This window comes from Streptomyces sp. NPDC093600 (assembly GCF_044764755.1).
GTDB lineage: Bacteria > Actinomycetota > Actinomycetes > Streptomycetales > Streptomycetaceae > Streptomyces.
Genome location: NZ_JBIWIU010000011.1, coordinates 99,097 through 123,754, shown reverse-complemented (window position 1 = coordinate 123,754; position 24,658 = coordinate 99,097). Strand labels below are relative to the sequence as shown.

General features: G+C 70.3%; 28 protein-coding genes and 1 tRNA gene. 10 read left to right on the top strand and 19 right to left on the bottom strand.

The genetic code is table 11. From position 1 onward, the window contains the following. Positions 1–91: 91 nt before the first annotated feature. On the bottom strand, positions 92–430 hold the full coding sequence (locus ACIRB4_RS25195; protein WP_403294433.1) for a GroES family chaperonin: 339 nt from the start codon (positions 428–430) through the stop codon (positions 92–94). Between the two features lie 47 nt (positions 431–477). Then, positions 478–798 carry a DUF3618 domain-containing protein gene (locus tag ACIRB4_RS25190; RefSeq protein WP_403294432.1) on the bottom strand — a complete coding sequence of 107 codons (321 nt, stop codon included), beginning with the start codon at positions 796–798 and terminating at the stop codon, positions 478–480. Positions 799–921: 123 nt separating this feature from the next. Here ACIRB4_RS25190 and bcp point away from each other — a divergent pair, with 123 nt between their 5' ends. The 3 genes from bcp to ACIRB4_RS25175 all read left to right on the top strand — a co-directional run bounded on the left by bcp (position 922) and on the right by ACIRB4_RS25175 (position 3,140). Then, entirely contained in the window at positions 922–1,395 is a 474-nt protein-coding gene (gene bcp, locus ACIRB4_RS25185; protein ID WP_403294431.1) for a thioredoxin-dependent thiol peroxidase, read from the top strand. A 113-nt stretch (positions 1,396–1,508) separates the two neighbouring features. Continuing rightward, entirely contained in the window at positions 1,509–3,005 is a 1,497-nt protein-coding gene (proP, locus tag ACIRB4_RS25180; protein ID WP_403294430.1) for a glycine betaine/L-proline transporter ProP, read from the top strand. 51 nt (positions 3,006–3,056) lie between these two features. Further along, a tRNA-Leu gene (locus ACIRB4_RS25175) sits at positions 3,057–3,140 on the top strand. Between the two features lie 73 nt (positions 3,141–3,213). Here ACIRB4_RS25175 and rdgB read toward each other — a convergent pair. The 4 genes from rdgB to ACIRB4_RS25155 all read right to left on the bottom strand — a co-directional run bounded on the left by rdgB (position 3,214) and on the right by ACIRB4_RS25155 (position 5,362). Continuing rightward, on the bottom strand, positions 3,214–3,816 hold the full coding sequence (rdgB, locus tag ACIRB4_RS25170) for an RdgB/HAM1 family non-canonical purine NTP pyrophosphatase (RefSeq protein WP_403294429.1): 603 nt from the start codon (positions 3,814–3,816) through the stop codon (positions 3,214–3,216). Positions 3,817–3,823: 7 nt separating this feature from the next. Then, positions 3,824–4,201, bottom strand: a complete 378-nt coding sequence (locus ACIRB4_RS25165; protein WP_403294428.1) for a hypothetical protein — start codon at positions 4,199–4,201, stop codon at positions 3,824–3,826. A gap of 99 nt (positions 4,202–4,300) precedes the next feature. Beyond that, entirely contained in the window at positions 4,301–5,032 is a 732-nt protein-coding gene (rph, locus tag ACIRB4_RS25160) for a ribonuclease PH (protein WP_356889723.1), read from the bottom strand. A gap of 96 nt (positions 5,033–5,128) precedes the next feature. Further along, the gene (locus ACIRB4_RS25155; RefSeq protein WP_093660495.1) at positions 5,129–5,362 is read right to left on the bottom strand and encodes a glucose PTS transporter subunit EIIB; all 234 of its coding nucleotides are present in this window, start codon (positions 5,360–5,362) and stop codon (positions 5,129–5,131) included. Positions 5,363–5,599: 237 nt separating this feature from the next. Between ACIRB4_RS25155 and ACIRB4_RS25150 the strand changes: the two genes are divergently transcribed. Both ACIRB4_RS25150 and ACIRB4_RS25145 read left to right on the top strand, forming a co-directional pair. Continuing rightward, on the top strand, positions 5,600–6,868 hold the full coding sequence (locus ACIRB4_RS25150) for a PTS transporter subunit EIIC (protein ID WP_403294427.1): 1,269 nt from the start codon (positions 5,600–5,602) through the stop codon (positions 6,866–6,868). Positions 6,869–7,119: 251 nt separating this feature from the next. Next, positions 7,120–8,385 carry a PTS transporter subunit EIIC gene (locus ACIRB4_RS25145; protein WP_403294426.1) on the top strand — a complete coding sequence of 422 codons (1,266 nt, stop codon included), beginning with the start codon at positions 7,120–7,122 and terminating at the stop codon, positions 8,383–8,385. A 91-nt stretch (positions 8,386–8,476) separates the two neighbouring features. Here the strand turns inward: ACIRB4_RS25145 and ACIRB4_RS25140 are convergent, their stop codons facing one another. Continuing rightward, on the bottom strand, positions 8,477–9,229 hold the full coding sequence (locus ACIRB4_RS25140) for an MBL fold metallo-hydrolase (RefSeq protein ID WP_403294424.1): 753 nt from the start codon (positions 9,227–9,229) through the stop codon (positions 8,477–8,479). Positions 9,230–9,465: 236 nt separating this feature from the next. Here ACIRB4_RS25140 and ACIRB4_RS25135 point away from each other — a divergent pair, with 236 nt between their 5' ends. Further along, positions 9,466–9,978 (top strand): type II toxin-antitoxin system PemK/MazF family toxin, encoded by a 513-nt coding sequence (locus tag ACIRB4_RS25135; protein WP_403294423.1) that lies wholly within the window; start codon positions 9,466–9,468, stop codon positions 9,976–9,978. A gap of 19 nt (positions 9,979–9,997) precedes the next feature. Here ACIRB4_RS25135 and ACIRB4_RS25130 read toward each other — a convergent pair whose 3' ends face one another. The 4 genes from ACIRB4_RS25130 to ACIRB4_RS25115 all read right to left on the bottom strand — a co-directional run bounded on the left by ACIRB4_RS25130 (position 9,998) and on the right by ACIRB4_RS25115 (position 12,207). Further along, positions 9,998–10,948: a PLP-dependent cysteine synthase family protein gene (locus ACIRB4_RS25130; RefSeq protein ID WP_403294422.1), complete on the bottom strand. Its 951-nt coding sequence runs from the start codon at positions 10,946–10,948 to the stop codon at positions 9,998–10,000. A gap of 5 nt (positions 10,949–10,953) precedes the next feature. Next, entirely contained in the window at positions 10,954–11,232 is a 279-nt protein-coding gene (locus ACIRB4_RS25125) for a MoaD/ThiS family protein (protein ID WP_403294421.1), read from the bottom strand. 100 nt (positions 11,233–11,332) lie between these two features. Then, positions 11,333–11,449 (bottom strand): putative leader peptide, encoded by a 117-nt coding sequence (locus ACIRB4_RS25120; protein WP_332836496.1) that lies wholly within the window; start codon positions 11,447–11,449, stop codon positions 11,333–11,335. A gap of 119 nt (positions 11,450–11,568) precedes the next feature. After that, positions 11,569–12,207, bottom strand: coding sequence for an HD domain-containing protein (locus tag ACIRB4_RS25115; RefSeq protein WP_403294420.1), 639 nt, complete (start codon positions 12,205–12,207; stop codon positions 11,569–11,571). A gap of 72 nt (positions 12,208–12,279) precedes the next feature. On the opposite strand from ACIRB4_RS25115, the gene ACIRB4_RS25110 reads away from it, so the two are divergent. Then, positions 12,280–13,266: a GlxA family transcriptional regulator gene (locus tag ACIRB4_RS25110; protein ID WP_403294419.1), complete on the top strand. Its 987-nt coding sequence runs from the start codon at positions 12,280–12,282 to the stop codon at positions 13,264–13,266. Here ACIRB4_RS25110 and ACIRB4_RS25105 read toward each other — a convergent pair. From ACIRB4_RS25105 to clpS, 4 genes are all read right to left on the bottom strand, one after another. Next, entirely contained in the window at positions 13,251–13,682 is a 432-nt protein-coding gene (locus ACIRB4_RS25105; protein WP_215072058.1) for a Mov34/MPN/PAD-1 family protein, read from the bottom strand. The genes ACIRB4_RS25110 and ACIRB4_RS25105 overlap by 16 nt on opposite strands. 76 nt (positions 13,683–13,758) lie before the next feature. Continuing rightward, positions 13,759–15,186 (bottom strand): amino acid permease, encoded by a 1,428-nt coding sequence (locus tag ACIRB4_RS25100; RefSeq protein WP_403294417.1) that lies wholly within the window; start codon positions 15,184–15,186, stop codon positions 13,759–13,761. A 326-nt stretch (positions 15,187–15,512) separates the two neighbouring features. Continuing rightward, positions 15,513–16,091 (bottom strand): DUF2017 domain-containing protein, encoded by a 579-nt coding sequence (locus ACIRB4_RS25095; RefSeq protein WP_403294416.1) that lies wholly within the window; start codon positions 16,089–16,091, stop codon positions 15,513–15,515. Next, on the bottom strand, positions 16,091–16,396 hold the full coding sequence (gene clpS / locus ACIRB4_RS25090) for an ATP-dependent Clp protease adapter ClpS (RefSeq protein WP_403294415.1): 306 nt from the start codon (positions 16,394–16,396) through the stop codon (positions 16,091–16,093). Before clpS ends, ACIRB4_RS25095 begins: the two co-directional genes overlap by 1 nt. 103 nt (positions 16,397–16,499) lie before the next feature. Here clpS and ACIRB4_RS25085 point away from each other — a divergent pair, with 103 nt between their 5' ends. Both ACIRB4_RS25085 and ACIRB4_RS25080 read left to right on the top strand, forming a co-directional pair. Next, positions 16,500–17,879 carry a nicotinate phosphoribosyltransferase gene (locus tag ACIRB4_RS25085; protein WP_403294413.1) on the top strand — a complete coding sequence of 460 codons (1,380 nt, stop codon included), beginning with the start codon at positions 16,500–16,502 and terminating at the stop codon, positions 17,877–17,879. Positions 17,880–17,993: 114 nt separating this feature from the next. Then, a complete protein-coding gene (locus ACIRB4_RS25080) occupies positions 17,994–18,590 on the top strand; it encodes an isochorismatase family protein (protein WP_403294412.1) in 597 nt (198 codons plus the stop codon). 48 nt (positions 18,591–18,638) lie between these two features. Here ACIRB4_RS25080 and ACIRB4_RS25075 read toward each other — a convergent pair whose 3' ends face one another. Beyond that, complete coding sequence (locus ACIRB4_RS25075; protein WP_403294411.1) at positions 18,639–18,941, bottom strand: hypothetical protein; 303 nt, start codon at positions 18,939–18,941, stop codon at positions 18,639–18,641. A 123-nt stretch (positions 18,942–19,064) separates the two neighbouring features. Then, positions 19,065–21,521 carry an immune inhibitor A domain-containing protein gene (locus tag ACIRB4_RS25070; protein ID WP_403294410.1) on the bottom strand — a complete coding sequence of 819 codons (2,457 nt, stop codon included), beginning with the start codon at positions 21,519–21,521 and terminating at the stop codon, positions 19,065–19,067. Between the two features lie 345 nt (positions 21,522–21,866). On the opposite strand from ACIRB4_RS25070, the gene ACIRB4_RS25065 reads away from it, so the two are divergent. Further along, positions 21,867–22,139 carry a hypothetical protein gene (locus ACIRB4_RS25065; RefSeq protein WP_403294409.1) on the top strand — a complete coding sequence of 91 codons (273 nt, stop codon included), beginning with the start codon at positions 21,867–21,869 and terminating at the stop codon, positions 22,137–22,139. A 24-nt stretch (positions 22,140–22,163) separates the two neighbouring features. On the opposite strand, the gene ACIRB4_RS25060 is transcribed toward ACIRB4_RS25065, so the two are convergent. Then, positions 22,164–22,883 carry an RDD family protein gene (locus tag ACIRB4_RS25060; protein WP_403294408.1) on the bottom strand — a complete coding sequence of 240 codons (720 nt, stop codon included), beginning with the start codon at positions 22,881–22,883 and terminating at the stop codon, positions 22,164–22,166. A gap of 148 nt (positions 22,884–23,031) precedes the next feature. Then, positions 23,032–24,648 carry an RDD family protein gene (locus ACIRB4_RS25055; RefSeq protein WP_403294407.1) on the bottom strand — a complete coding sequence of 539 codons (1,617 nt, stop codon included), beginning with the start codon at positions 24,646–24,648 and terminating at the stop codon, positions 23,032–23,034. Between the last annotated feature and the right edge of the window lie 10 nt (positions 24,649–24,658).

Sequence of the window (24,658 nt, the reverse complement as noted above, 5' to 3'; positions counted from 1 at the left end):
TCGGGTAGGCCCAGCCTAGCAAAAGGCAGACAAAAGACCTGGTGACGACGGTCACCAGGTCTCGTTGCGCCGTGCGGGGCCCGGGGGGCGGCTACAGGTACAGACCCGTGGAGTCCGTGGTTCCCTCGAACCGGTCCGCGGCCACCGCGTGCAGGTCGCGCTCCCGCATCAGTACGTACGCCACGCCCCGGACCTCGACCTCGGCCCGGTCCTCGGGGTCGTACAGGACCCGGTCGCCGGTCTCGACCGTGCGGACGTTCTGGCCGACGGCGACCACCTCGGCCCAGGCCAGCCGGCGGCCGACGGCCGCGGTGGCCGGAATCAGGATGCCGCCGCCGGAGCGCCGCTCACCCTCGGGGGAGTCGGTCCGGACCAGGACGCGGTCGTGCAGCATCCTGATGGGCAGCTTGTCGTGGGTGTTCTCGCTCACGCCTCGAACCTACCTGTCCGGGCGTGTCGGCCCTACCTCGGGAGGGGTCATCCCTTGCGCTTGCGGGCGGACATCGCGAGCAGCCCGACGAGGGCCACGGCGACCAGGGCCACCGGGACGACCCGTTCGAGGCGCGGCGCGCCGTCCTCGTCGGTGAAGCGGGCCTTCACGTCGGACACGGTCCGGTTGACGGCGACGAACGCGCGCCCGGCGGTGTGGTCGACCGTGGAGGCGACCTTCGCCTTCGCGTCGCCGATGATCGTCTTCGGGTGCATCCGAATGCCGATCTCGTCCAGGGTCTCGGCGAGCTGGTCGCGCCGGCGGACGATGTCCGCCTCGATCTGCACAGGGGTCCTGGCGTCCGACACCGCGCTGCCTCCGTTGTCGTCATCGGTTCGTTGATGGACAGTCTGTCAGCTTTGACGCCGCCGAGTCGTCCCCGACCCCCATTAGGCTCTAGCGGCATACGCGTACATCCTCCGAGGAGAGCCATGAGCGAGCGACTTCAGCCCGGCGACACCGCCCCCGCCTTCACCCTGCCCGACGCGGACGGCAACGAGGTCTCGCTCGCGGACCACAAGGGCCGCAAGGTGATCGTCTACTTCTACCCCGCGGCCCTGACCCCCGGCTGCACCAAGCAGGCGTGCGACTTCACGGACAACCTGGAGCTGCTGGCCGGCGCCGGCTACGACGTCATCGGCGTGTCGCCGGACAAGCCGGAGAAGCTGGCGAAGTTCCGCGAGCAGGAGTCCCTGAAGGTCACGCTGGTCGGCGACCCGTCGAAGGAGGTCCTCGCGGCGTACGGCGCCTTCGGTGAGAAGAAGCTGTACGGCAAGACCGTGACGGGCGTCATCCGCTCGACGATCGTCGTCGACGAGGAGGGCACGGTCGAGCGCGCGCTGTACAACGTGAAGGCGACCGGCCACGTCGCGAAGATCATCAAGGACCTGCAGATCACCGGCTGAGGCCTCGCCCGACGTGACGGACGTCCCATTACCCGGGGACTTCCGTTTGTGATCGGCGTGACCGTGCAGATGTCCCTCTTGGAGTTCCACGCACCGAGAAAGGACGTACGGTCATGCCGGCCACCGCCCCCGACACCGCGGCCGACCCCGATGCCCGCAGACGCCATCCCCGGCTGTTCCGGGCCGTCACGCGGCGGCAGCGGCCCCGGCTGCGCCGTACGGACATCACGGTGACGGACGAGGCCGCCGTCAAGCGGGCCGTGAAGGCGGCCTCGCTGGGCAATGCCATGGAGTGGTTCGACTTCGGCATCTACGCCTACCTCGCCGTCACCCTCGGTCATGTCTTCTTCCCGGCCGGGAACGAGACGGCGCAGCTGCTGTCCTCGTTCGCGACCTTCGCGGTCGCCTTCCTGGTCCGCCCGCTCGGCGGGATGGTCTTCGGCCCGATGGGTGACCGGATCGGCCGTAAGAAGGTCCTGGCGCTGACCATGATCCTCATGGCGGTCGGCACCTTCGCGATCGGCCTCATCCCGTCGTACGCCTCGATCGGGTTCTGGGCGCCGGTCCTGCTGGTCCTCTTCCGGATGCTCCAGGGCTTCTCCACCGGCGGGGAGTACGGCGGCGCGTCGACGTTCATCGCGGAGTACGCCCCCGACCGCCGCCGGGGCTTCTTCGGCAGCTTCCTGGAGTTCGGCACCCTGGCGGGCTATGTCGCCGCGGCCGGGCTGGTCACGGCGCTCACCGCCTGGCTCGGTCCCGACACGATGGAGTCCTGGGGCTGGCGCGTGCCGTTCCTGGTGGCCGGACCGCTCGGCCTGGTGGGCCTCTATCTGCGGATGCGGCTCGACGAGACGCCCGCGTTCCGGAAGCTGGAGCACGAGTCGGCACACGCCTCGGAGGCCGCGGACACCGTGGAGACCTCGACCAAGGGCGACCTGGCGAAGATCTTCCGGCAGCAGTGGCCGACGCTGATCCTGTGCATCGCCCTGGTCGGCGCGTACAACATCACCGACTACATGCTGCTGTCGTACATGCCGACGTACCTCTCGGACGAACTCGGCTACAGCGAGACGCACGGCCTGCTGATCCTGCTGCTGGTGATGGTCTTCCTGATGCTGATCATCACTCAGGTGGGGCGCCTCAACGACCGTTTCGGGCGCAAGCCGGTCCTGATGGCGGGCATGCTGGGCTTCCTCTTCCTCTCGCTCCCGGCGTTCCTGCTGATCGGCATGGGCGGTGTCCCGGCGATCACGGCGGGCATGCTGATGCTCGGTCTCTCGCTGGTCTGCATGCTCGGCACCATGTCGGCGGCGCTGCCGGCGCTCTTCCCGACGAACGTGCGCTACGGCTCCCTGTCGGTGGGCTACAACCTGTCGGCCTCGCTGTTCGGCGGTACGACGCCGCTCGTCATCACCGCGCTGATCGGGATGACCGGCAACAGTCTGATGCCCGCGTACTACGCGATGGGCGCGGCGCTCGTCGGCGTGGTCGCGGTGGCCTGCATGAAGGAGACCGCGCGGCAGCCGCTGGAGGGTTCGCCTCCGTCGGTGGAGACCGAGGAGGAGGCGGCGGAGCTGGTGCTCGCGCAGACGCCCGAGCCGAAGTTCTGACGCTGCGGCCTGCGCGTCGGTCCCGCCCACTACGATGGACGCGCAGCGCACGCGGCCGTGGTGGAACTGGCAGTCACGCTGGGTTTAGGTCCCAGTGGGGTAACACCCGTGAGGGTTCGAGTCCCTCCGGCCGCACCGCACACCGAAGGGCCGCACCGGACAGGTGCGGCCCTTCGGCGTACGCGGCTCGACGAACGTCCGGGACTGCTCAGCCCAGCAGTTCGCGCACCACCGGCACCAGCGCCCGGAACGCCTTCCCCCGGTGGCTGATCGCGTTCTTCTCCTCCGGTGTCAGCTCCGCGCACGTCACGTCGTACCCCTCCGGCTGGAGGATCGGGTCGTAGCCGAAGCCGTTCGTGCCCACCGGCGCGCGGCGCAGGGTGCCGGGCATGCGGCCCTCGACCACGCGCTCCGTGCCGTCGGGCAGGGCGAGGGCGGCCGCGCAGGCGAAGTGGGCGCCGCGGTGGGGGTCGTCGATGTCGGAGAGCTGGGCGAGGAGGAGTTCGAGGTTGGCGCGGTCGTCGCCGTGGGTGCCGGACCAGCGGGCCGAGAAGATGCCGGGGGCGCCGTTCAGGACGTCGACGCAGAGGCCGGAGTCGTCGGCGACGGCCGGCAGGCCGGTGGCCCGCGCCAGGGCGTGGGCCTTGAGGAGGGCGTTCTCGGCGAAGGTGACGCCGGTCTCCTTGACGTCGGGGATCTCCGGGTACGCGTCCGCGCCGACGAGGTCGTGGGGCAGACCGGCGTCGGCGAGGATCGCGCGGAGTTCGGTGATCTTTCCGGCGTTGCGGGTGGCGAGGATCAGACGGGTCATGGGCTGATTATCCCGGGGTGCAGACCTTGCCGATCTCGGTGGCCGCGTCGGTGACGGGCTTGATGTCGGGCGTCGCGTCGCCCTGCTCGACAGCGGTACGCACGGTCTCGACACCCTTGCCGAGGTCGTCGACGGCCTTGGACAGATCGGCGTTGTCGGTCGTGTCCTTGAGCTTGCCCAGCTCGGTGGAGATCTCGTCGAGGGCCTGGTTGAGCTGGGTCGGGTCGTTGGTCGCGTTCGACGCCGCCTGCTGCAGCTTGTCGACGCTGGTGGCGATGGCCTCGGCGGTGGCGACGCAGCCCATCGCCTTGTCGAGGGCTCCACAGCCGACGAGTGCGGTGAGTGCGGCGGCGGTGGTGACGGCGAGTGCGAGTCGGCGCTTCACGTCAGGTCCTCCCCTGGTGTACGGAACGGGCGCGCGGTTCGTACCGTGCGCCCGTGTCCACGAAGACGCCCGGCCGGGCGTCCGTGGTTGCCACAACTGTTACAGCGTGCCTTCGAGGGCCTTGCGCTGGATCTCGGCGAGCTCGGCGCAGCCGCCGGAGGCGAGGTCGAGGAGGGCGTTGAGCTCCTTGCGGTCGAAGGGCTCGGCCTCGGCGGTGCCCTGGACCTCGACGAAGCGGCCGTCGCCGGTGCAGACGACGTTCATGTCGGTCTCGGCGCGCACGTCCTCCTCGTAGCAGAGGTCGAGGAGGGGGGTGCCGTCGACGATGCCGACTGAGACGGCGGCGACGGTGCCGGTGAGCGGCTTGCGGCCGGCCTTGACGAGCTTCTTGCCCTGGGCCCAGGCGACGGCGTCGGCGAGCGCGACGTAGGCGCCGGTGATGGCGGCGGTGCGGGTGCCGCCGTCGGCCTGGAGGACGTCGCAGTCGAGGACGATGGTGTTCTCGCCGAGCGCCTTGTAGTCGATGACGGCGCGCAGGGAGCGGCCGATGAGGCGGGAGATCTCGTGCGTGCGGCCGCCGATCTTGCCGCGGACGGATTCGCGGTCGCCGCGGGTGTTGGTGGAGCGGGGAAGCATGGAGTACTCGCCGGTGACCCAGCCCTCTCCGCTGCCCTTGCGCCAGCGCGGGACGCCTTCGGTCACGGAGGCGGTGCAGAAGACCTTGGTGTCGCCGAAGGAGATGAGGACGGAGCCCTCGGCGTGCTTGCTCCAACCGCGTTCGATGGTGACGGGGCGGAGCTGTTCGGGGGTACGGCCGTCGATACGAGACATGGGACGAGCGTAGTCCCTGTTCCACCGGCCGGGACCGGGACGAGGAAGGGCCCGTTCCCCTGTCGGAACGGGCCCTCCCTCAGGTGAGCGGGTGGCTCACATCATGTCTTCGATGTCGGCGGCGATCGGGTCGGCGTCGGTGCCGATGACGACCTGGATCGCGGTGCCCATCTTCACGACGCCGTGGGCGCCGGCGGCCTTCAGCGCGGCCTCGTCCACCTTGCTGGGGTCGACGACCTCGGTGCGCAGGCGGGTGATGCAGCCCTCGACCTCTTCGATGTTGTCGATGCCGCCGAGCCCGGCGACGATCTTCTCAGCCTTGCTGGCCATGTGTCTCTCCCTGTCCGTTCCGTTCGGAGAACGTAAGTCCCGGCGCACCCACGGTCCGCTTTGTCACGGTAACCCACGGTTGGCCCAACTTCGCTAGCGGGTGCAGTGGCTCTGCCGAATGATGACGATCACCGGCGCCCTGCCCTCGGCGGGCCTCGGGGAGCCTATCGCAACTGGTCTACACCAGTGTGCAACGTGAGCCGGGGCGCGCTTGTTCCGGCACCAGGGAGGACGCCGATGAGCAGCGACAGCGCCGCCGCCGCACCGAGGAGGAAGAACTGGCGGAACGGCCTCTTCCAAGGCCTTCAGAAGGTGGGGCGCAGCCTGCAGCTCCCCGTCGCGGTGCTCCCCGCGGCCGGTCTGCTGGTCAGCCTCGGCAACCTCTTCTCCGCCTACCTCCACGGCTCCTTCTGGGACAGGACGTCCGACGTGCTGCTGAAGGGCGGCACGGCGATCCTGGACGGTTCGTTCGGCCTGCCCCTTCTCTTCTGCATCGGTGTGGCGATCGGCTTCGCCAAGAAGGCGGACGGCTCCACGGCGCTCGCGGCGGTGGTCGGCTTCCTCGTCTACTTCAACGTCCTGAAGGCGTTCCCGCGCGAGGGCACGGTGACGGCGGACCTCCCGGAGGGCGTACCGCAGAATCCGGGGGTGCTCGGCGGCATCCTGATCGGCCTGCTCACCGCGGTGATCTGGCAGCGCTACCACCGGACGAAGCTGGTCGACTGGCTGGGCTTCTTCAACGGGCGCCGACTGGTGCCGATCATGATGGCGTTCCTCTGCGTGGTGCTCGGCGTGCTGTTCGGGCTGCTCTGGGAGCCGGTCGGTGACGCCCTGACCTGGTTCGGCAAGCAGCTGATCGGCCTCGGGGCGTGGGGCGCGGGCATCTTCGGCGTCGCCAACCGGCTGCTCATCCCGATCGGCATGCACCAGTTCCTGAACACCTTCTTCTGGTTCCAGGCGGGCGAGTTCAGGAAGCCGGACGGCACCGTGGTCCAGGGCGACCTGACGCGCTTCTTCGCCGAGGACCCGACGGCGGGCCAGTTCATGTCGGGCTTCTTCCCGATCATGATGTTCGGCCTTCCGGCCGCCGCGCTCGCCATCACCCACTGCGCCCGCCCCGAGCGCCGCAAGGAGGTGGCGGGGCTGATGGTCTCCGTCGCCCTCACGTCGTTCGTCACCGGCGTGACGGAGCCGCTGGAGTTCTCCTTCATGTTCGCGGCGCCGCTCCTCTACGGCCTGCACGCGCTGCTGACCGGCGCGTCGATGGCGATCACCTGGGCGCTGGGAGTGCACGCGGGCTTCAGCTTCTCGGCCGGTCTCATCGACTACGTCGTCAACTGGCACCTCGGCACCAAACCGTGGCTGATCATCCCCATCGGTCTGGGTTTCGCCGTCGTCTACTACCTGCTCTTCCGCTTCGTGATCACGAAGTTCGACGTCCCGACCCCGGGACGCGAGCCGAAGGAGGTCGAGGAGGAGATGGACCGGGACACCACGAAGCCCTAGCGGGGCGACCCCGGCAGAGGCCCCCGGACCGCACGGTCCGGGGGCCTTTCGCCGTGCGCGGGCGGCGGCCGGACGGCTATGGCACGGCCCACAGAATTCGCAGGTTCCTTATCTAAGTCTCACGTGCTAAAACTGGTCTACACCACTCATTGGTGTAGACCACGCGGTCCAGTCCACCGCGTTCCACGAGACGCCGCCGTCACCCCCTTTTCCCCTGACCTCTGGCGGCGCCTTGCCTTACTGGAGGAAGTATGAGTACGGCCACCGCCCAGGCCGCCGCTCCCGCGAAGAAGCGCGGATCCGGCCTGTTCCAGGGCCTGCAGAAGGTCGGTCGCAGCCTGCAGCTGCCGATCGCCGTACTGCCGGCCGCGGGTATCCTGCTCCGACTCGGGCAGGACGACGTCTTCGGCAAGGACGGCCTCGGCTGGGGCAAGGTCGCCACGGTCTTCGCCTCCGCCGGAGACGCGGTCTTCGCCAACCTGCCGCTGCTCTTCTGCGTCGGCATCGCGATCGGTTTCGCGAAGAAGGCCGACGGCTCGACCGCCCTCGCCGCGCTGGTCGGCTTCCTCGTCTACCAGAACGTCCTGAAGGCGTTCCCGGTGACGGAGGCCGTGGTCAACACGACCGCCAACAAGGGCGTCGACGTCGCCGCGACCTACAACGACCCGAAGGTCTTCGGCGGCATCATCATGGGTCTGCTGGCCGCCGTCATATGGCAGCGCTACCACCGGACCAAGCTCGTCGACTGGCTCGGCTTCTTCAACGGCCGCCGTCTCGTCCCGATCATCATGGCCTTCGTCGGCACCGCCATGGGTGTCCTCTTCGGTCTGGTCTGGGAGCCGATCGGCAACGTCATCACCGGCTTCGGCGAGTGGATGACCAGCCTCGGCGCCGTCGGCGCCGGCATCTTCGGTGTCGTCAACCGCGGTCTGCTGCCCATCGGCATGCACCAGTTCGTGAACACCGTGGCCTGGCAGGAGATCGGCTCCTTCAAGGACTCCGCCGGCGCCGTCTGGCACGGCGACCTGCCGCGCTTCTTCCACGGTGACCCGACCGCCGGCCAGTTCATGTCGGGCTTCTTCCCGATCATGATGTTCGCCCTTCCGGCCGCCGCCCTCGCCATCACGCACTGCGCCCGCCCCGAGCGCCGCAAGGCCGTCGGGGGCATGATGCTCTCCCTCGCGCTGACCTCCTTCGTCACCGGTATCACCGAGCCGATCGAGTTCGCGTTCATGTTCATCGCCCCGGTGCTGTACGTGATCCACGCGGTCCTGACCGCCGTCTCGATGGCCCTCACCTGGGCCCTCGGCGTGCACCACGGTTTCAGCTTCTCGGCCGGCGCGATCGACTACTTCCTGAACTGGAACCTCGCCACGAAGCCCTGGATGATCATCCCGATCGGCCTGGCCTTCGCCGCGGTCTACTACGTGGTCTTCCGCTTCGCGATCACCAAGTTCGACCTCCCCACCCCGGGCCGCGAGCCCGAGGAGGAGATCGAGGACCTCACCAAGGCGTGAGCCTCGCGCGACCTCGTACGAAGGCCCCCGGAACCGTGTCAGGTTCCGGGGGCCTTCACCGTACGGGCGTACGGGCGTACGGGCCTACGGGTCAGATCTCGTAGACCGCGCCCGGATACGCCAGTTCCGCCGGCCCGTCGTACACCGCGCGCGCGTCCGCCAGGTTCTGGTCCGCGTCCGTCCAGGGCGGGATGTGGGTCAGCACCAGCCGGCCCACCGCCGAGCGGGCCGCCTCCGCGCCCGCCTCGCGGCCGTTGAGGTGGAGCGCCGGGATGTCCTCCTTGCCGTGGGTGAAGGACGCCTCGCAGAGGAAGAGGTCGGTGCCGGCCGCCAGTTCGTGCAGCGCGTCGCAGACGCCCGTGTCACCGGAGTACGTCAGGGAGCGGCCGCCGTGCTCGATCCGGATGCCGTACGCCTCCACCGGATGGCAGACCTTCTCCGTACGGACGGAGAACGGGCCGATCTCGAAGGAGCCCGGCTTCAGCGTCCGGAAGTCGAAGACCTCGCTCATCGACTTGTCCGAGGGCGTGTCCGCGTACGCCGTGGTCAGGCGCTGCTCGGCGCCCTCCGGGGCGAAGACGGGCAGGGCGTCGCAGCGGCCGCCCTCGTGGCGGTAGTAGCGGGCGACGAAGTAGCCGCACATGTCGATGCAGTGGTCGGCGTGGAGGTGGCTGAGGAAGATGGCGTCGAGGTCGTACAGACCGCAGTGGCGCTGCAGCTCGCCCAGGGCGCCGTTGCCCATGTCGAGGAGCAGCCGGAAGCCGTCGGCCTCTACGAGGTAGCTCGAGCAGGCCGAGTCCGCGGACGGGAACGACCCGGAGCAGCCGACGACGGTGAGCTTCATGGAGCGTGAACCTCCGTGGAAGGGCGTCCGTGGACGGTGCGGGGACAGTCGCTGGGGGAGTCGCTGAGCAGTCACTGTGGGGGAGGTCGTGCGATCTGACGAGCGTAAGGCGCGGCAGCGCCCGTCGCTCCTCGTGAGTGGCGCGTTGTGGGCGAACTCACGGGCGCTGTCACCGGTTCGGATGGACCTGGGGGCGCGTGAGCGCGGGAGGCCCGTCGCCGGTAACGTCGTGGGGTATGGACACGTCCTGGTGGCCGGCGCTGATCGCGGTCGTGGTGATCGCGCTGATCGTGGCGCTGACGGACGGCTGGAAGCGCTCGGGCTCCCGGCCGGGGGGCCGTACGCGCCCGCCCGGACGGCCCTCTGCCCCGGGAAAGGCGCCCCACGGACGGCCGAAGACACGGCCGAAGGCGCGGCCGGAGACACGGGGACGGCCCGGACAGCTGCCGCGGGCGGGTGAGATCTGGTGGGCCGATGTCCCATACGAGGACGGTCCGGGCTCCAAGGACCGGCCCTGCCTGGTGCTCGCGCTGCGGGGTGACAGCGTGCTGGTCGCCAAGATCACCAGCAGGTACCACGACGACCGGCCGGGTGTGATCGCGCTGCCGCCGGGCTCGGTGGGCGACGCGCACGGCCGTCCGAGCTTCCTGGAGACGGACGAGCTGCGGCAGGTCCCGGTGGAGGGGTTCCGCCGCAGAGTGGGAGCGGCGGACCCGGTCGTCTGGGACCAGGTCCGCCATCTGGCGTGAGCGGGGTGCGGGGAGCGACCTACGCCCAGAGCTGGCCCTGGAGCGTCTCGATCGCTTCCTCCGTCGTCGCGGCCGTGTAGACGCCCGTCGAGAGGTACTTCCAGCCGCCGTCGGCGACGACGAACGCGATGTCCGCGCTCTCGCCCGCCTTCAGCGCCTTGTTGCCGACGCCGATCGCCGCGTGCAGCGCCGCGCCCGTCGAGACGCCCGCGAAGATGCCCTCCAGCTGGAGGAGTTCGCGGGTACGGGTCACGGCGTCGGCCGAGCCGACCGAGAAGCGGGTGGTGAGGACGGAGGCGTCGTAGAGCTCGGGCACGAAGCCCTCGTCGAGGTTGCGCAGGCCGTAGACGAGGTCGTCGTACCGCGGCTCGGCGGCGACGATCTTGACGTCCGGCTTGTGCTCGCGCAGGTAGCGGCCGACGCCCATGAGGGTGCCGGTGGTGCCGAGGCCCGCCACGAAGTGGGTGATCGAGGGCAGGTCGGCGAGGATCTCCGGGCCGGTGGTGGCGTAGTGCGCGCCGGCGTTGTCGGCGTTGCCGTACTGGTAGAGCATCACCCACGCGGGGTTCTGCTCCGCCAGCTCCTTGGCGACCCGTACCGCCGTGTTCGACCCGCCCGCCGCCGGGGACGAGATGATCTCGGCGCCCCACATGGCGAGCAGCTGACGGCGCTCCTCGCTGGTGTTCTCCGGCATGACGCAGACGATGCGGTAGCCCTTGAGCTTCGCCGCCATGGCGAGCGAGATGCCGGTGTTGCCGCTGGTCGGCTCCAGGATGGTGCAGCCGGGGGTGAGCCGGCCGTCCTTCTCGGCCTGTTCGATCATGTGGAGCGCGGGGCGGTCCTTGACCGAGCCGGTGGGGTTGCGGTCCTCCAGCTTGGCCCAGATGCGGACGTCGTCCGAGGGTGAGAGCCGGGGCAGGCGGACGAGCGGCGTGTTGCCGACCGCCGCCAGCGGGGAGTCGTAACGCATGTGGATCAGACCATGCCGCCGGCGACGGCCGGCAGGATCGTGACGTTGTCACCGTCGGTGAGCTTGGTGTCGATGCCGTCCAGGAACCGTACGTCCTCGTCGTTCAGGTAGACGTTGACGAAGCGGCGCAGGGTGCCGTTGTCCACGATGCGGGCCTCGATCCCGTTGTGCCGGGACTCCAGGTCGGCGAAGAGCTCGGCGAGGGTGTCACCGCTGCCCTCGACGGCCTTGGCGCCGTCGGTGTAGGTGCGGAGGATGGTCGGGATGCGGACCTCGATGGCCATGGCGTGGGCTCCTGTCGGGAGTGACGTGGTGGGCGCGCGGCTGGGGCCCCCGCGCGAAAGGGGGTGGTGCTGGAGGTGCGCTCGGGCCGTGGATCGGTGCTCAGAGCGCAGCGCGGGACGTACACATCGCGCTGGCGAGGCGGCACAGGTCGACGTGCAGACGGGCCACGAGCAGGGGTGTGCCCGGCGTCTGTTCGCTCACGTCGTGGGAAACCATGCGGTCATCGTATCGATTCCCGGTCCGGGTTCCGGAATGTGATCTCACATGACGGACAGTTCCCGCTCGCCTGCTGGACTCCCGGCCGAACGCGCCTTCCGGGGCCCCGCCGTGGTCGGTCACTCGGGCCAGGCGGAGCCCTCGATGGTGGTCACGAAGTCGCCGGGGACGAAGCCGGGTACGAAGTGGCGCAGCACGTCCGCCTTCACGTTGCCGAAGGTCGTCTCCGGCTTGGGGGCGATCCCCTCGGTGAACGCGCGCAGGATCCGGCGCTTGAAGTCCGGGCGCGGATGGAGGGCGACGACCGCGGCCCGGTCCTCGGGCGAGACGACGGCCGGGTCGTCGTAGCCGATGCCGAGGACGTCGTACTCGACGCCCGCCGTCACCAGGGCGACCTCGGGCTCCATGAACTCCGGGACGCCGGGGGTGGTGTGCAGGGCGATCGCGGTCCACACGCGCCGTACGGCGTCCTCGCCCACGCCGTACGAGCGCAGGAAGGCGGCCGCCTCCTCGGCGCCGTCGACCTCGAAGCGGCGGCCGCTTTCCCGGTGGGCCTCGCCCAGGCCCAGGTCGTGGAACATCGCGCCGACGTAGAGGAGTTCGGGGTCGAAGGCGAGTCCGCGGGCACGGCCCTGGAGGGCACCGAAGAGGTACACGCGGCGGGAGTGGTGGTAGATCAGCTCGCTCGTGGTGTCGCGGACCAGCTCGGTGGCGGCGGTGGCGATCTTGCTGTCGGGAACGATCTCGGTGAGGTCCATGGCTCCAGAATCCTCGCCCCGGCCCCGGCCCCGCCATGTCCTTCGGGACGTTCTTCCCACAGAATCGGACACATGACTCACACCGTGGTCGTCCTCGCCTTCGACGGCGTACGCCTGCTCGACGTCTCCGCCCCTCTGGAGGTGTTCGGTACGGCCGGGCCCGCCTACTCCGTCCGCGTCTGCACACCGGGCGGGCGGGACGTACGGACCTCCACCGGGCTCCGCGTCGGCGCCGATCTGGCGGCGGAGAAGGTCGCGGGGGCGGACACGCTCGTGGTCCCGGGCGCCGTGGACGTGGACCGGTGTGTGACCGCCCCCGAGGTCGTGGAGCACGTCGCGGCGCTCGCCGGCCGTTCGCGGCGGGTCGCGGCCGTGTGCACGGGGGCCTTCGCGGTCGCGGCCGCCGGGCTCCTCGACGGCAGGCGGGCGACGACCCACTGGGAGCACGCGGCGGCGCTGACCCGCCGTCATCCCGGGGTGGAGGTGACGGCGGACGCGATCTTCGTCGAGGACGGACCGGTGTTCACCTCGGCGGGGGTGAGCGCCGGGATCGACCTCTGCCTCGCCCTGGTCGAGCGGGACCTCGGCCCGGCCGCCGCCCGGGCGGTGGCGCGGGATCTGGTGGTGTTCCTGCAGCGGCCCGGCGGGCAGTCGCAGTTCTCGGCCGCCTCGCGCACTCCCCCGACGGGCCATCCCCTGGTGCGGCCGCTGCTCGACGCGGTCGCCGCCGATCCGGGTGCCGACCACAGCGCGACGGCGCTCGCCCGGCGGGCGGGGGTCAGCGCACGGCATCTGACCCGGCTGTTCCGGGAGCAGATCGGCGCCACTCCGGCGGGCTATGTGGAGCGGGTACGGGTGGAGGCGGCCCGGCTCCTCCTGGAGGGCGGGGCGAGCGTCACGGGCGCGGCGGCGCGCAGCGGGCTCGGCAGTGACGAGAGTCTGCGCAGGGCGTTCGCCCGGCACTTCGGGGTGACGCCTTCGGCGTACCTCGCCCGCTTCCGTACGACGGGGACGGGGGCCGGAGCCCTGGTCCCCGGGGCTTCTCAGGCCTCCACGTAGGCCTCGACGACCTGGACCTCTTCCTCCGTGACGACGCCCTCGACGATGGTGAAGGAGCGGAACTGGAAGGGGCCGGCGCCGTCGGTGTCGGCCGTGGAGACCAGGACGTAGTGGGCGGCGGGCTCGTTCGCGTACGAGATGTCCGTACGGGACGGGTAGGCCTCGGTCGCCGTGTGCGAGTGGTAGATGATCACGGGCTCCTCGTCCCGGTCGTCCATCTCGCGGTACAGCTTCAGCAGGTCGGCCGAGTCGAACTCGTAGAACGTGGGCGAGCGCGCGGCGTTCAGCATCGGGATGAACCGCTCGGGGCGGCCGGTGCCGACCGGACCCGCGACCACGCCGCAGGCCTCGTCGGGGTGGTCCGCGCGGGAGTGCTCCACGATCTGGTCGTACAGGGCGCGTGTGATGGTCAGCATGTCCGACAGGATAGACAGACGGGCCGTCCTGTACCGAGGAGTGGTACGGGACGGCCCGAATGGTGGGACGGATGCGTCAGGAGCGCTTGGCGAAGGCCGCGCTCTGCGGGTTGCGGGCCTTCAGCACCAGGTAGGAGACGCCCAGGATCAGGCCCCAGACCGGCGCGCAGTACAGAGAGACGCGCGCGCCCTCGTCGATGCCCATCATCACGATGACCATGCCGATGAACAGCAGCGCGAACCAGCTGGTGTACGGGGCGCCGGGGGCCTTGAAGGTGGACTCGGGCAGCTCGCCGCGGTTCGCCTTGGCGCGGTAGCGGATCTGGCAGACCAGGATCATGATCCAGGCCCACATGCCGGAGATGGTGGCGAAGGAGACGACGTACTCGAAGGCCTTGCCGGGGGCGACGTAGTTGATCCAGACGCCGACCAGCATCAGCGCGGCCGAGAAGGTCAGGCCGAGCAGCGGGGTGCCGCTCTTGGTCAGCCGCGTGAAGATCTTCGGGCCCTGGCCGTTGAGCGCGAGGTCGCGCAGCATGCGGCCGGTGGAGTACATGCCCGAGTTGCAGGAGGACAGGGCGGCGGTGAGCACCACGAAGTTGACGATCGCGGCGCCGACGCCGAGGCCCATCTGCTCGAAGGCGGCCACGAACGGCGAGATCCCCGGCTTGAAGTGCGTCCACGGGACGACCGAGAGGATCATGATCAGCGCGCCGACGTAGAAGACGGCGATGCGCCACGGCACGGTGTTGATCGCCTTGGGCAGGACCGTCTCCGGGTCCTTGGACTCGCCGGCGGTGACGCCGACCAGCTCGACGGCGAGGAAGGCGAACATGACGATCTGCAGGGTCATCAGCGTGTTGCCGATGCCGGTGGGGAAGAAGCCGCCCTGGTCCCACAGGTGGGTCACGGAGGCGGTGTCGCCGGCGTCGGAGAAGCCGATGGTGAGGATGCCGGCGCAGATCAGGATCATGCCGATGATCGCGGTGACCTTGATCATGGAGAACCAGAACTCCAGCTCACCGAAGAGCTTCACGGAGATCAGGTTGGCGCCGAAGAGGACCACGGTGAAGACCAGCGCCGAGATCCACTGCGGGATGTCCCACCAGTACGTCATATAGGTGGCGGCCGCCGTGACCTCGGTGATGCCGGTGACGACCCAGAAGAGCCAGTACGTCCAGCCGGTCACGAACCCCCAGAAGGGGCCGACGAACTCACGGGCGTACTCCGAGAAGGAGCCCGACACCGGGCGGTACATGAGCAGCTCGCCCAGGGCCCGCATGATGAAGAAGATGACCAGGCCCGCGATGGCGTAGGCGAGGATCAGGCTGGGGCCGGCCTTGGCGATGGCCTTGCCGGCGCCGAGGAAGAGGCCGGTGCCGATGGCGCCGCCAATCGCGATCATCTGGATCTGCCGGGCGCCGAGGCCACGCTGGTAGCCCTCGCCGCCGCCCACGGCCCCGTCGGTGCCGTCGTGCTGCTTGTCGACCTGCACTGAGGTCATGGTGGTGCGCCTTTCTCCATGCTGATCCGCGCCGACTGCGTCTGGCCGCGGATCAGGTCCTGATCCCCCCGGATGTGGATGGAGTGCTACCGGCGGTCAGCCGGCCGAAGCGCCCCCGGGCACAGGGGTGGCGTCCCCGGGTGGTCGTGAAGATTTATCACGGGTCGGACAGTGATCGACGGGATCGACTGTGAGCCACACCACAGGGAAAAGGGGACAGAAAGGACTCAAGACGGCAAGGCAGAACACTTTGGTGACGTATTCGTTATCCGGATTTGAGTGTCCGTTGAGCGAACGCCACGGAGACGCCGACCGCGGCCGACCAGCTACGGCATCAGCGTCTCGACGAGTGACTCCTGGAGCGCGCCGAGCCAGAGGTACGCCATCACCATCGGCTTGCGCGGGTCGGAATCCGGCAGCCGGTACAGCTCGCCGCCCTCGTCCTCGTCGGTGACCTCCAGCCGGGTCCCGATGGTCAGCCGCAGATCGTTGAGCGCGCCGAGCCACGCCCGGGACTCGTCCGCGGTGAGCTTGAGGACGACGCCGCCCTCGCCGGAGGAGGCAAGCGCGTCGAGGCTGCGGACGACCGTCAGGGCGTCCCCGCGCTTACGGGCCCGCAGGTCGTTCTCGGTGTAGCGGCGGAAGTCGGCCGCCGCGGCGCGCAGCTCCTCGTCCTCGTCGCCGTACGCGTCCGGGAAGAGCCGCTTGAGCGCGGGGTCGGTCGGGGCCTGGCTCGGCCCTTCGGCGAAGAGCGCCGCCAGCGGGTCCTCGCCCTCGACGGGCTCGTCGCCCGGCCCGATCAGCTCCATGAGCTGCACGGCCAGGGAGCGGAGGATGGAGACCTCGACCTCGTCGAGGGCCACGGCCGCGCCGCCGCCGGGCAGCGCCTCGAAACGGCCGGCCATCAGCCGCGGTCCTGCGACAGCGTCGCCCACAGGCCGTAACCGTGCATCGCCTGCACGTCCCGCTCCATCTCCTCGCGGGTGCCGCTGGAGACCACCGCGCGGCCCTTGTGGTGCACGTCGAGCATCAGCTTGTGCGCCTTGTCCTTGGAGTAACCGAAGTACGCCTGGAAGACGTAGGTCACATAGCTCATCAGATTGACCGGGTCGTTGTGCACGAGGGTCACCCACGGCACGTCCGGTTCGACGACCGCCTGGTTCTCCCGGGCCGATTCCGTACGTTCGATCTCGATAGGCGCGACGCTCACTTACCCCATGCTGCCACCCCGAGTGGCCCGTCGCACAAACGGGGCGCACACCTGGCGGTAGAAATCGTCACTCTGACGAGTATTCGGGGGTAGCATCGCTGACATGAACGCTGCGGACCTTGGACTCCAGGAAGAAGGGGCGCGCGAAGCGCTTCCGAACAAGGGTGCTGCCGGGCGACGGGTGGGCGTGCCGTCGACCGCGCTCTTCACCGACCAGTACGAGCTGACCATGGTGCGGGCGGCCCTCAGGGCCGGCACCGCCGACCGGCGCTCCGTCTTCGAGGTCTTCACCCGCCGGCTGCCCGAGGGGCGGCGCTACGGCGTGGTGGCGGGCACCGGACGGGTCCTGGACGCGGTCGAGAACTTCCGCTTCGACCCGGACGTGCTCGGCTTCCTGCGCGAGCAGGGCATCGTCGACGAGCCGACCCTCCAGTGGCTCGCGGCCTACCGCTTCTCCGGCGACATCTGGGGCTACCCCGAGGGCGAGGTGTACTTCCCCGGCTCCCCGATCCTGCGGGTCGAGGGCTCCTTCGCCGAGTGCGTGCTCCTGGAGACGGTGATCCTCTCGATCCTCAACCACGACTCGGCCATCGCGGCGGCCGCCTCCCGGATGTCGGCCGCGGCCGGCGGCCGGCGGCTCATCGAGATGGGCGCCCGGCGCACCCACGAGCTGGCCGCCGTCGCCTCCGCGCGGGCCGCGTACGTCGGCGGCTTCGACTCCACCTCCGACCTCGCCGCCGGCTTCCGCTACGGCATCCCGACCGTCGGCACCTCCGCCCACGCCTTCACCCTCCTCCACGACACCGAGCGGGACGCGTTCCAGGCCCAGGTGAACACCCTGGGCGGCGGTACGACCCTGCTCGTCGACACCTACGACGTGACCGAGGCCGTCCGTACCGCCGTGGAGGTGGCCGGAAAGGACCTCGGAGCCGTACGGATCGACTCCGGGGACCTGCTGCTCGTCGCCCACCGGGTGCGCCAGCAGCTCGACGAGCTGGGGGCGAAGGACACCAAGATCGTGGTCACCTCGGACCTGGACGAGTACGCCATCGCCTCCCTGGCGGCGGCCCCGGTCGACGCGTACGGGGTCGGGACCCAGCTGGTGACCGGCAGCGGGCACCCGACCTGCTCCATGGTCTACAAGCTGGTGGCCCGCGCCCGGTCGGCCGACCCCGAGGCGCCGCTGACGCCGGTGGCGAAGAAGTCGCTGGGCGGGAAGGCGTCGGTCGGCGGCCGCAAGTGGGCGGCGCGGCGGGTGGACGCGGAGGGCGTGGCCGAGGCGGAGGTCGTCGGCACCGGCCCGGTCCCGCCGGAGCTGGCCGACCGCGGGCTCCTCGTCGAGCTGGTCAAGGGCGGCGACGTGGTGGCCCACGAGCCCCTGCAGGCGGCCAGGGCGCGGCACATGGCGGCGCGGGCCGGACTGCCGATGTCCGCCATGCAGCTCTCGCGGGGCGAGGCGGTACTGCCGACGGAGTACGTGTAGAACGCAGCCGTAACGCCCTGAAATGCCCCCTCCCGAAGGGAGGGGGAAGTCTCTAGGCTCGAAGGCGTTCCCCTTCCGGCCCGTTCCCCTTCCGACCCGCTAAGGACACCCCCCATGCACCGCGCATTGATCGTCGTGGACGTTCAGAACGACTTCTGCGAGGGCGGCAGCCTCGCGGTGGCGGGAGGGGCGGACGTCGCCGCCGCCGTCACCGACCTGGTCGGGGAGGCGGCGGGCGCCGCGTACCAGCATGTGGTGGCGACCCGGGACCACCACGTCGACCCGGGGGACCACTTCGCGCCGGAGGGCCAGGAGCCCGACTACGTCACCTCCTGGCCGGTGCACTGCGTCGCCGGCACGGAGGGCGTCGGCTTCCACCCGAACTTCGCGCCCGCCGTCGCCAGCGGGGCGATCGAGGCCGTCTTCGACAAGGGCGCGTACGAGGCTGCGTACAGCGGCTTCGAGGGGCGGGACGAGAACGGCAGGACGCTCGCGGAGTGGCTGCGGGAGCGGGAGGTCGCGGAGGTCGACGTGGTCGGCATCGCGACCGACCACTGCGTGCGGGCCACGGCGCTGGACGCGGCGCGGGAGGGGTTCAAGGTCCATGTCCTGCTGGACCTCACCGCGGGCGTGTCGAAGGAGACGACGGACAAGGCGCTGGAGGAGCTGCGGGCGGCCGGGGTCCAGCTGACCGGGAAGCCGGTGGTCTGAGTCCGGGGTCGGGGCCCCTGGCCTGTGGCCCGTCGCTCGCCGCCCCGCTCAGCCGGTCGGCAGGGAGCGTGCCGGGTGCCAGAGCTCCTGGGCCGCGCCCGGGTTGGATCTCCACAGCAGGCCGTCCGGGTGGTGGAGGACCGCCGTGATCTCGTCCGGTGTCGGGGGCTCCGCGTTGCCCCGGAGGTAGACCGCCCGCAGACCGAGGTTCCGCAGCCTGGTCAGGGCGCGGGCGCGGTTCGCGGCGTGGACCAGGAAGCGGACCGTGGCACCGTCGCCCGCAGGGCTCGGCAGCCCGATCGCGACGACCACGCTGCCCCCTGGCAACTTGCAGAACCCTCCACCGGGCATGCCGAAACCACTCCCCCGTACGTTCGATGTCAATAAGGAATCCGTCAGACGCACCTAAACACGATCGGCCGCCGCCCGCTAGAGGGCGACGGCCGATCATGCTTTGACCTGCGATGATGTCGACTACTTCGTCGACGGACCCACCTGGACGGTGATCGTCTGGCCGTTCTTCGGCTCCTTGACGACCGCGATCTTGGTGTTGGTGTCAGTTACCTTGACACCGGCCCGCTCGGTCTCCTTGAACCAGTAGACGCCCTTGCGGTCGTCGAAGACCGGGTTACCGGCCTGCGGCTTGATCCACGTCGGGACGTCCGCGTTGTGCAGCCGGAAGCCGTCCGTGCGGTAGGTGCCGAACGGCGCGTCGTAGGACTGGACGCGGTTGCGCATCAGGGTCCCGTTCGCCCACTTCAGCGGCGTCGGGTGCGCGTCGACCGGGAGGATGAGGCCCTGGCCCGGGTGGACGGCCGTGTTGTTGTCCTTCTGCGAGGTGTCCCACAGCCAGATCAGCAGGCCGTTCTGGTACGGGTAGTGCTCGACCCAGCTGGCCTTGTCACCCGTGAAACCGAAGTTGTACGGGCCGACCTTGAGCGTCGCGTCGTACGAGACGTACTGGCGGTTCTCCGCGAGGTAGTACTGCTCGTACTCCTTCGTGAAGCCCTTGCCGATCCGCGAGAAGCCCTTCGCCGTCCAGCCGTTGTCACCGTTCTCGGCGTTGTCCGAGAAGACGGTGGCACCGTCGGCGGTCAGCGTGATGGCGTCGGCCGCGAAGCCCTTGCCGCCCGCGCCGCCGTCCGTCTGGTAGCGGAAGCGGAGGTCGAACTTCTTGCCGGCGTAGGCGTCCAGGCCGTACACGAGGTTCTTGTACGTCCCCGAGACGTCGGTCAGCGCCGGGGCGCCGCTCGCGTCGCGCGGCAGCGGCTTGCCGTCGGCGGTGCCGTCCAGGGCCGTCCAGTTGGCGCCGCCGTCCGTCGACACCTCGGTGTAGAGGTAGTCGTAGTCCAGCTCGATGTCGTACCAGCCCTTGAGCTCCAGGGTGGCCTTCGACTTGCCGGTGAGGTCGACGGAGCGGGTCAGGGTGTTCTTGAGGTCGTCACCCATGTCGCTCCACCACTGCGTGGCACCCTCGGCGGGCGCGACGACATCGGTGGTGACCTGCTTCTTCGGCAGCTCGACGACGAGCGCCTGCGGGTTCTTGGTGTTGTACTCGGCCACGCCCAGCTTGTGGGTGGACTTCGTGGCGCGCTGCTCGTCGCTCACCTTGGTGTAGTTGAGCCAGCCGAGCTGCAGCTTGTCCCACGCGGTCATGTCGCCGGGCAGGTCGCCGATCGACTCCTTGCCCCGGCCGAGCCAGGAGCCGGAGGACATCAGGGACCAGAAACCGGTCGAGTTCTCGGCGCCGGGCTTGCCGGAGGTGTCGTACAGGTCGGGCAGACCGAGGTCGTGACCGTACTCGTGGGCGAAGACGCCGAGGCCGCCGTTCTCGGGCTGCATCGTGTAGTCGCCGACCCAGATGCCGGTGTCACCGATCTGGGTGCCGCCGGCCTTGTTGTGCGCCGGGCCGGTCTTGCCCGCGTTGGTGCCGTACGCGTACCAGCGGTGGGCCCACAGGGCGTCGCCGCCCTGGGCGCCGCCGCCCGCCGACTCGTCCTCGCCCGCGTGGACGATCTGGAAGTGGTCGATGTAGCCGTCGGCCTCGTTGAAGTTGCCGTCGGCGTCGAAGTCGTAGCGGTCCCACTGGTCGTACTGCGCCATGTCGGCCTTGATCTGAGCGTCGGTGCGCCCCTTGGCCTTCTGGTCGGCGACCCACGCGGTGACACCGTCGCGGACGGCGTCCCACACGTTGGCGCAGTTGCTGTTGCCGCAGTAGTTGGAGCCGTAACGGGCCTCGTTGTACTCGACCTTGACCCAGTCGGAGACGCCGCCCTCGACCGAGTAGCGGCCGGAGGAGGTCTTCTCCATGTAGGTCTTCAGCGACTGCTTGGGCTGGCCGGTCTTCGGGTCCTTGCCGGTGCCGAAGTACAGGTCCTGGAAGTGTTGCTGGTCGTAGTCCGCCTGCCAGGCCGTCGAGTTGTCCTTCGTACGGTCCGGCTCGGCTATCTGGTTGTGCAGCGGGCCGGGCGTTCCGCCGTATTTCGGCTTCGGCTCGGCCGTGTCGTCATCGGCGCGGTCCACCAGGGTCGTGTCGTCGACCTTGTCGCCGAACTCGACGAGGATCGTGAAGATCTTGTCGGTCTTCTCGCGGCCCAGCTCGACGTACTTCTTGCTGTCGAGCTTGACGACCTGGGAGCCGCCGCGGCGCTCGACCTTGGCGTCGCCGCTCAGCACCTGCTCCAGCGCGGCCTCGCGCTGCTGCTGCCGCTGCTTGCTGAACGGGCCGTCGAGGTCGTGGTCGACCGCGGTCTTGTCGGCGTGGTCGTGGCCGTGGCCGTGGCCCGCCGGGTCGTGGCGCTCGATGCCGGCCGGGGCGGCCGGACCGTGCTCGTGGGCCCAGGCGGTGGTGAAGGTCGAAGCGGTGGCGGCCGTGGCCGCGAGCGCCACGACGACCGCGGACGCTCTGATCGCCCGTCGTCTGATGGTCACTTGATGTTGTCCTCCCCGGCGCCCGCGACCGCGGACCGGAGGTGGGGTAGATGTCCGCAGGCGGGGTCGCGCGTCACAAGTGACGACATTCGACCGGAGTTACGGCCGAAAAGACAGACCTTGACTTGAACAGACCAACTGCACTATGCAGGAGCGGCTTTCCGGAATCCGGACGGCCATCCGGCGCACCCCGCGGGACGGTTGGCGCAACGATGACTCCATGCGCCCCCCGTGCATCCGCACCGTGGGTGAGGTCACGCTTACCGCTGGTTCCGCTCGGGCATGCACCGACGTAGAGTCGCCCGGGAGTGCGACCCGCCGATGCTTCGAGGGACGGTAACCGTCATGTCGCGTCCGAACGCCGCACAGCTCGCCTACGGTTCGGCCACCGTGGTCTTCTCCACCCTCGCCCTGCTGCTGCTGTCCCGTACGACGAACACGCTGGGGATCGTCGCGATCAGCGCTGCCGGGCTCGTCCTCGGACTGCTCGTCACGGTGACGATGCCGGCGCCGCGGCGCGAGCCCCGCCCGACGGCGGAACCACTCCCCCGGAACGAAGAGATCCGGGTACCGGCCGTCCACGCGGGGGCGGGGGCCGACACCAGGATCCGTTCGTGACCGGATAGTTCCCGTCCGCCGGGGCTACTGCGGGACGGAGACCACGACCGTCTTGGCCGCCTTGTCGTGGAGGCCCTGCTTGTAGGGCTTGTCCACCAGGATGAGGATCAGGATCAGCAGCGGCCACAGACACGCGCAGCAGATCAGCGCGGGCAGCCAGAGCACGACGGCACGGATCAGCGAGGTGTTCATCGGCGGCGTGGAGCCGTCGTTGAGCATCGCGACGCGCAGCTTCATCCACTTCTTGCCCAGCGTCTGGCCGTTCCTGGCCGTCATCACGGTGTCGTAGGCGACGTACGCGACGATGGTGATGAGCTGGAAGATCAGCTGACTGCCGCCGTTGAAGCTGTTGACGGTGTCACCGAAGTCGGCGTCGTTGTCCGTGGCCCGCTGGTAGACGTCGAACGGGATGCCGATGATCGCGAGCGGTACGGCGATGATCAGCCAGTCGATGATCCGGGCGAGGATGCGCCGGCCGGACTCGGCGAGCGGCGGCATCCCGGCGAGCGGATCGGTACCGCCGTAGCCGCCCCCGTAACCGCCGTACGGCGGAGGAGGCGGCGCGCTGTCGTACGGCGAGCCCGTCGGGCCCGACCCGCCGGGCGGGGGACCTTCGGGCGGCGGACCGTCCGGCGGCGGACTGCCGTACGGAGACCCCGCCGACGGCGGCGTGGGGTCCTGCGGCTTCTTGAGGAACGGATCGTCCTCGGGCGGCTGGCCGGGCGTCGGCTGGTCGTTGCTCATGGGGGCAGTGCACCGCGCACGGCGGGCTCCCGCAACGATTCGCCGCCCGTTCGGGGGACCGCTGTACGGGGTGTACGGGTGGGGGCCCCGGATGGGGCGCCCCCGGACCGCGCCGGTCAGGCGGTCAAGCTGTCAGCCAGTCAGGCGGTCAGCCGGCGACGAAGGTGCGGGCCGCCTTGTCGTGCCAGCACTGCCGCCAGGGGCGGTCGACGAGGCACCACAGCACATTGAGAACACCGACGGCCAGCAGGCCGAGGACGCTGTAGACGAGCCAGCGGCGCAGGGCCGCGCCGAAGGTCGGCGGCTCGTGCGCCTCGATGTCCCGTACCTGGAGGCCGCACAGCTTCTTGCCGAGCGTCCGCCCCCACTTGGCGGTGGGCAGCGCCTCGTAGAGCAGACCGAGGACGAGCAGGGCGGCCAGCGCGATCCCGAAGTAGAGGGAGGTCGTGCCGTCCAGGAGCCAGACCTGGACGGTGACTCCCGACTGCTTGGCCGCCTCGATCTTGGCGTCGATGTGGTCGAGCGCCTTGACGACGAAGGGGAAGGCCACGGCGCCGCTGAGCGCGCCGAGCACGACGGTGTCGACGAGCCGGGCGACGAGACGCTTGCCGAGCCCGGCGGGCCGTGCGGCGGCCTGGGCACGGGCGGCCTGGAGGAACGGGTCTTCGACGGGTGGCTTCCAGGGCAGCACGGGCTGCTCGGACTCGGCCTGGCCGCCGGGCGGTTGGGCGAGCTGGTGCACCTGCTGCGCCCACGAGGGCGCACCACCGCCGGGGCCGGTGGTGACGGGGGCGGGGGCGGGCTGTGCCTGGCTGGGGAGCGGCGCGTGGGGCTCACGGGGCGCATGGGGCGCCTGCGGGCCCTGCGGAGCCTGTGCCCCGTGCGGGGTCGGCGATCCGGGCCGGCTCTGGCTCACCGGAGAGGCCTGGGCGCCCTGCGGCGCCGCCTGCGGGCCCTGTTCGGCGGGCGGGCCGTACGGCGCCTGGACACTCCGCGCACCCTGCGGTCCCTGCGGGCTCAGGAGACCCTGCGGGTCGTCGGACCCCTGCGGCGCCCGGGCGCCCGACCCGGCCCGCTCTCCCTGGGCAGGCTGCCCGCCGCGTCCGGCCCTGTCCGTCTGCGGCGGCACGGCGCGGATCGTCATCGTGCCGTCGGCGGGCGGACGCTGCCGGTCGGCCTTGGGGGCCTGCCGTACGCCGGGCAACGCGCCGCCCGTCGGGTCCGCGGCCGTGGCCGGGGTGACGGGCATGCCGCCGAGCCGGGCCGGGGACGCGGCGGCGATGCGCGGGTCCCGGACGGCGGCCGGGGTCGAGGGCTCCGGTTCCTGGTGCCGCTCCCGGCCCAAGTCCTGGCCCTCGTCCTGGCCCTGGTCACCTGGCGCGCCCCAGCGGACCTTCCGGTCACGGTCGCCGCCGAAGCCCGTCTGCCGGGAGGTGTCCGCCTGCCACGCCGAGGCCGGCTCGGGCTCGGGCCGGGTGTCGATCTCCGGGTCCTCGTCCAGAAAGACGGGGCCGGTCTCCTCCACGGCGGGCACCTGCTCCGGCACCGGCGCGGACACCGGGTTCGGAGCCGGAGCCGGCGCGGGCACCGAGGGCATCACCGCGACCGGCGCCGCCGGCAGGGCCTCGCCCTCCTGGGGCGCGGGACGACTCGTCCCGGGCACCCAGGCGCCCCCGTTCCAGTACCGGATGTACCCGGGAATGGACGGGTCCGGGTAGTACCCGGCCTGCGGTACCTCCCCGCCGGCTCCAGGAGGAGTAGCCACTGCCCCGACT

Coding starts and splice junctions, on each gene's coding strand:
- ACIRB4_RS25150 (WP_403294427.1), top strand. CDS start 5,600: ATGAGCAGCGACAGCGCCGCCGCCGCACCGAGGAGGAAGAACTGGCGG.
- ACIRB4_RS25110 (WP_403294419.1), top strand. CDS start 12,280: ATGACTCACACCGTGGTCGTCCTCGCCTTCGACGGCGTACGCCTGCTC.
- ACIRB4_RS25060 (WP_403294408.1), bottom strand. CDS start 22,883: ATGAGCAACGACCAGCCGACGCCCGGCCAGCCGCCCGAGGACGATCCG.
- ACIRB4_RS25080 (WP_403294412.1), top strand. CDS start 17,994: ATGCACCGCGCATTGATCGTCGTGGACGTTCAGAACGACTTCTGCGAG.
- ACIRB4_RS25130 (WP_403294422.1), bottom strand. CDS start 10,948: ATGCGTTACGACTCCCCGCTGGCGGCGGTCGGCAACACGCCGCTCGTC.
- ACIRB4_RS25145 (WP_403294426.1), top strand. CDS start 7,120: ATGAGTACGGCCACCGCCCAGGCCGCCGCTCCCGCGAAGAAGCGCGGA.
- ACIRB4_RS25075 (WP_403294411.1), bottom strand. CDS start 18,941: ATGCCCGGTGGAGGGTTCTGCAAGTTGCCAGGGGGCAGCGTGGTCGTC.
- rph (WP_356889723.1), bottom strand. CDS start 5,032: ATGTCTCGTATCGACGGCCGTACCCCCGAACAGCTCCGCCCCGTCACC.
- bcp (WP_403294431.1), top strand. CDS start 922: ATGAGCGAGCGACTTCAGCCCGGCGACACCGCCCCCGCCTTCACCCTG.
- ACIRB4_RS25085 (WP_403294413.1), top strand. CDS start 16,500: ATGAACGCTGCGGACCTTGGACTCCAGGAAGAAGGGGCGCGCGAAGCG.
- ACIRB4_RS25155 (WP_093660495.1), bottom strand. CDS start 5,362: ATGGCCAGCAAGGCTGAGAAGATCGTCGCCGGGCTCGGCGGCATCGAC.
- ACIRB4_RS25100 (WP_403294417.1), bottom strand. CDS start 15,186: ATGACCTCAGTGCAGGTCGACAAGCAGCACGACGGCACCGACGGGGCC.
- ACIRB4_RS25125 (WP_403294421.1), bottom strand. CDS start 11,232: ATGGCCATCGAGGTCCGCATCCCGACCATCCTCCGCACCTACACCGAC.
- proP (WP_403294430.1), top strand. CDS start 1,509: ATGCCGGCCACCGCCCCCGACACCGCGGCCGACCCCGATGCCCGCAGA.
- ACIRB4_RS25065 (WP_403294409.1), top strand. CDS start 21,867: ATGTCGCGTCCGAACGCCGCACAGCTCGCCTACGGTTCGGCCACCGTG.
- ACIRB4_RS25105 (WP_215072058.1), bottom strand. CDS start 13,682: ATGCTGACCATCACACGCGCCCTGTACGACCAGATCGTGGAGCACTCC.
- ACIRB4_RS25115 (WP_403294420.1), bottom strand. CDS start 12,207: ATGGACCTCACCGAGATCGTTCCCGACAGCAAGATCGCCACCGCCGCC.
- ACIRB4_RS25095 (WP_403294416.1), bottom strand. CDS start 16,091: ATGGCCGGCCGTTTCGAGGCGCTGCCCGGCGGCGGCGCGGCCGTGGCC.
- ACIRB4_RS25135 (WP_403294423.1), top strand. CDS start 9,466: ATGGACACGTCCTGGTGGCCGGCGCTGATCGCGGTCGTGGTGATCGCG.
- rdgB (WP_403294429.1), bottom strand. CDS start 3,816: ATGACCCGTCTGATCCTCGCCACCCGCAACGCCGGAAAGATCACCGAA.
- ACIRB4_RS25140 (WP_403294424.1), bottom strand. CDS start 9,229: ATGAAGCTCACCGTCGTCGGCTGCTCCGGGTCGTTCCCGTCCGCGGAC.
- ACIRB4_RS25120 (WP_332836496.1), bottom strand. CDS start 11,449: ATGGTTTCCCACGACGTGAGCGAACAGACGCCGGGCACACCCCTGCTC.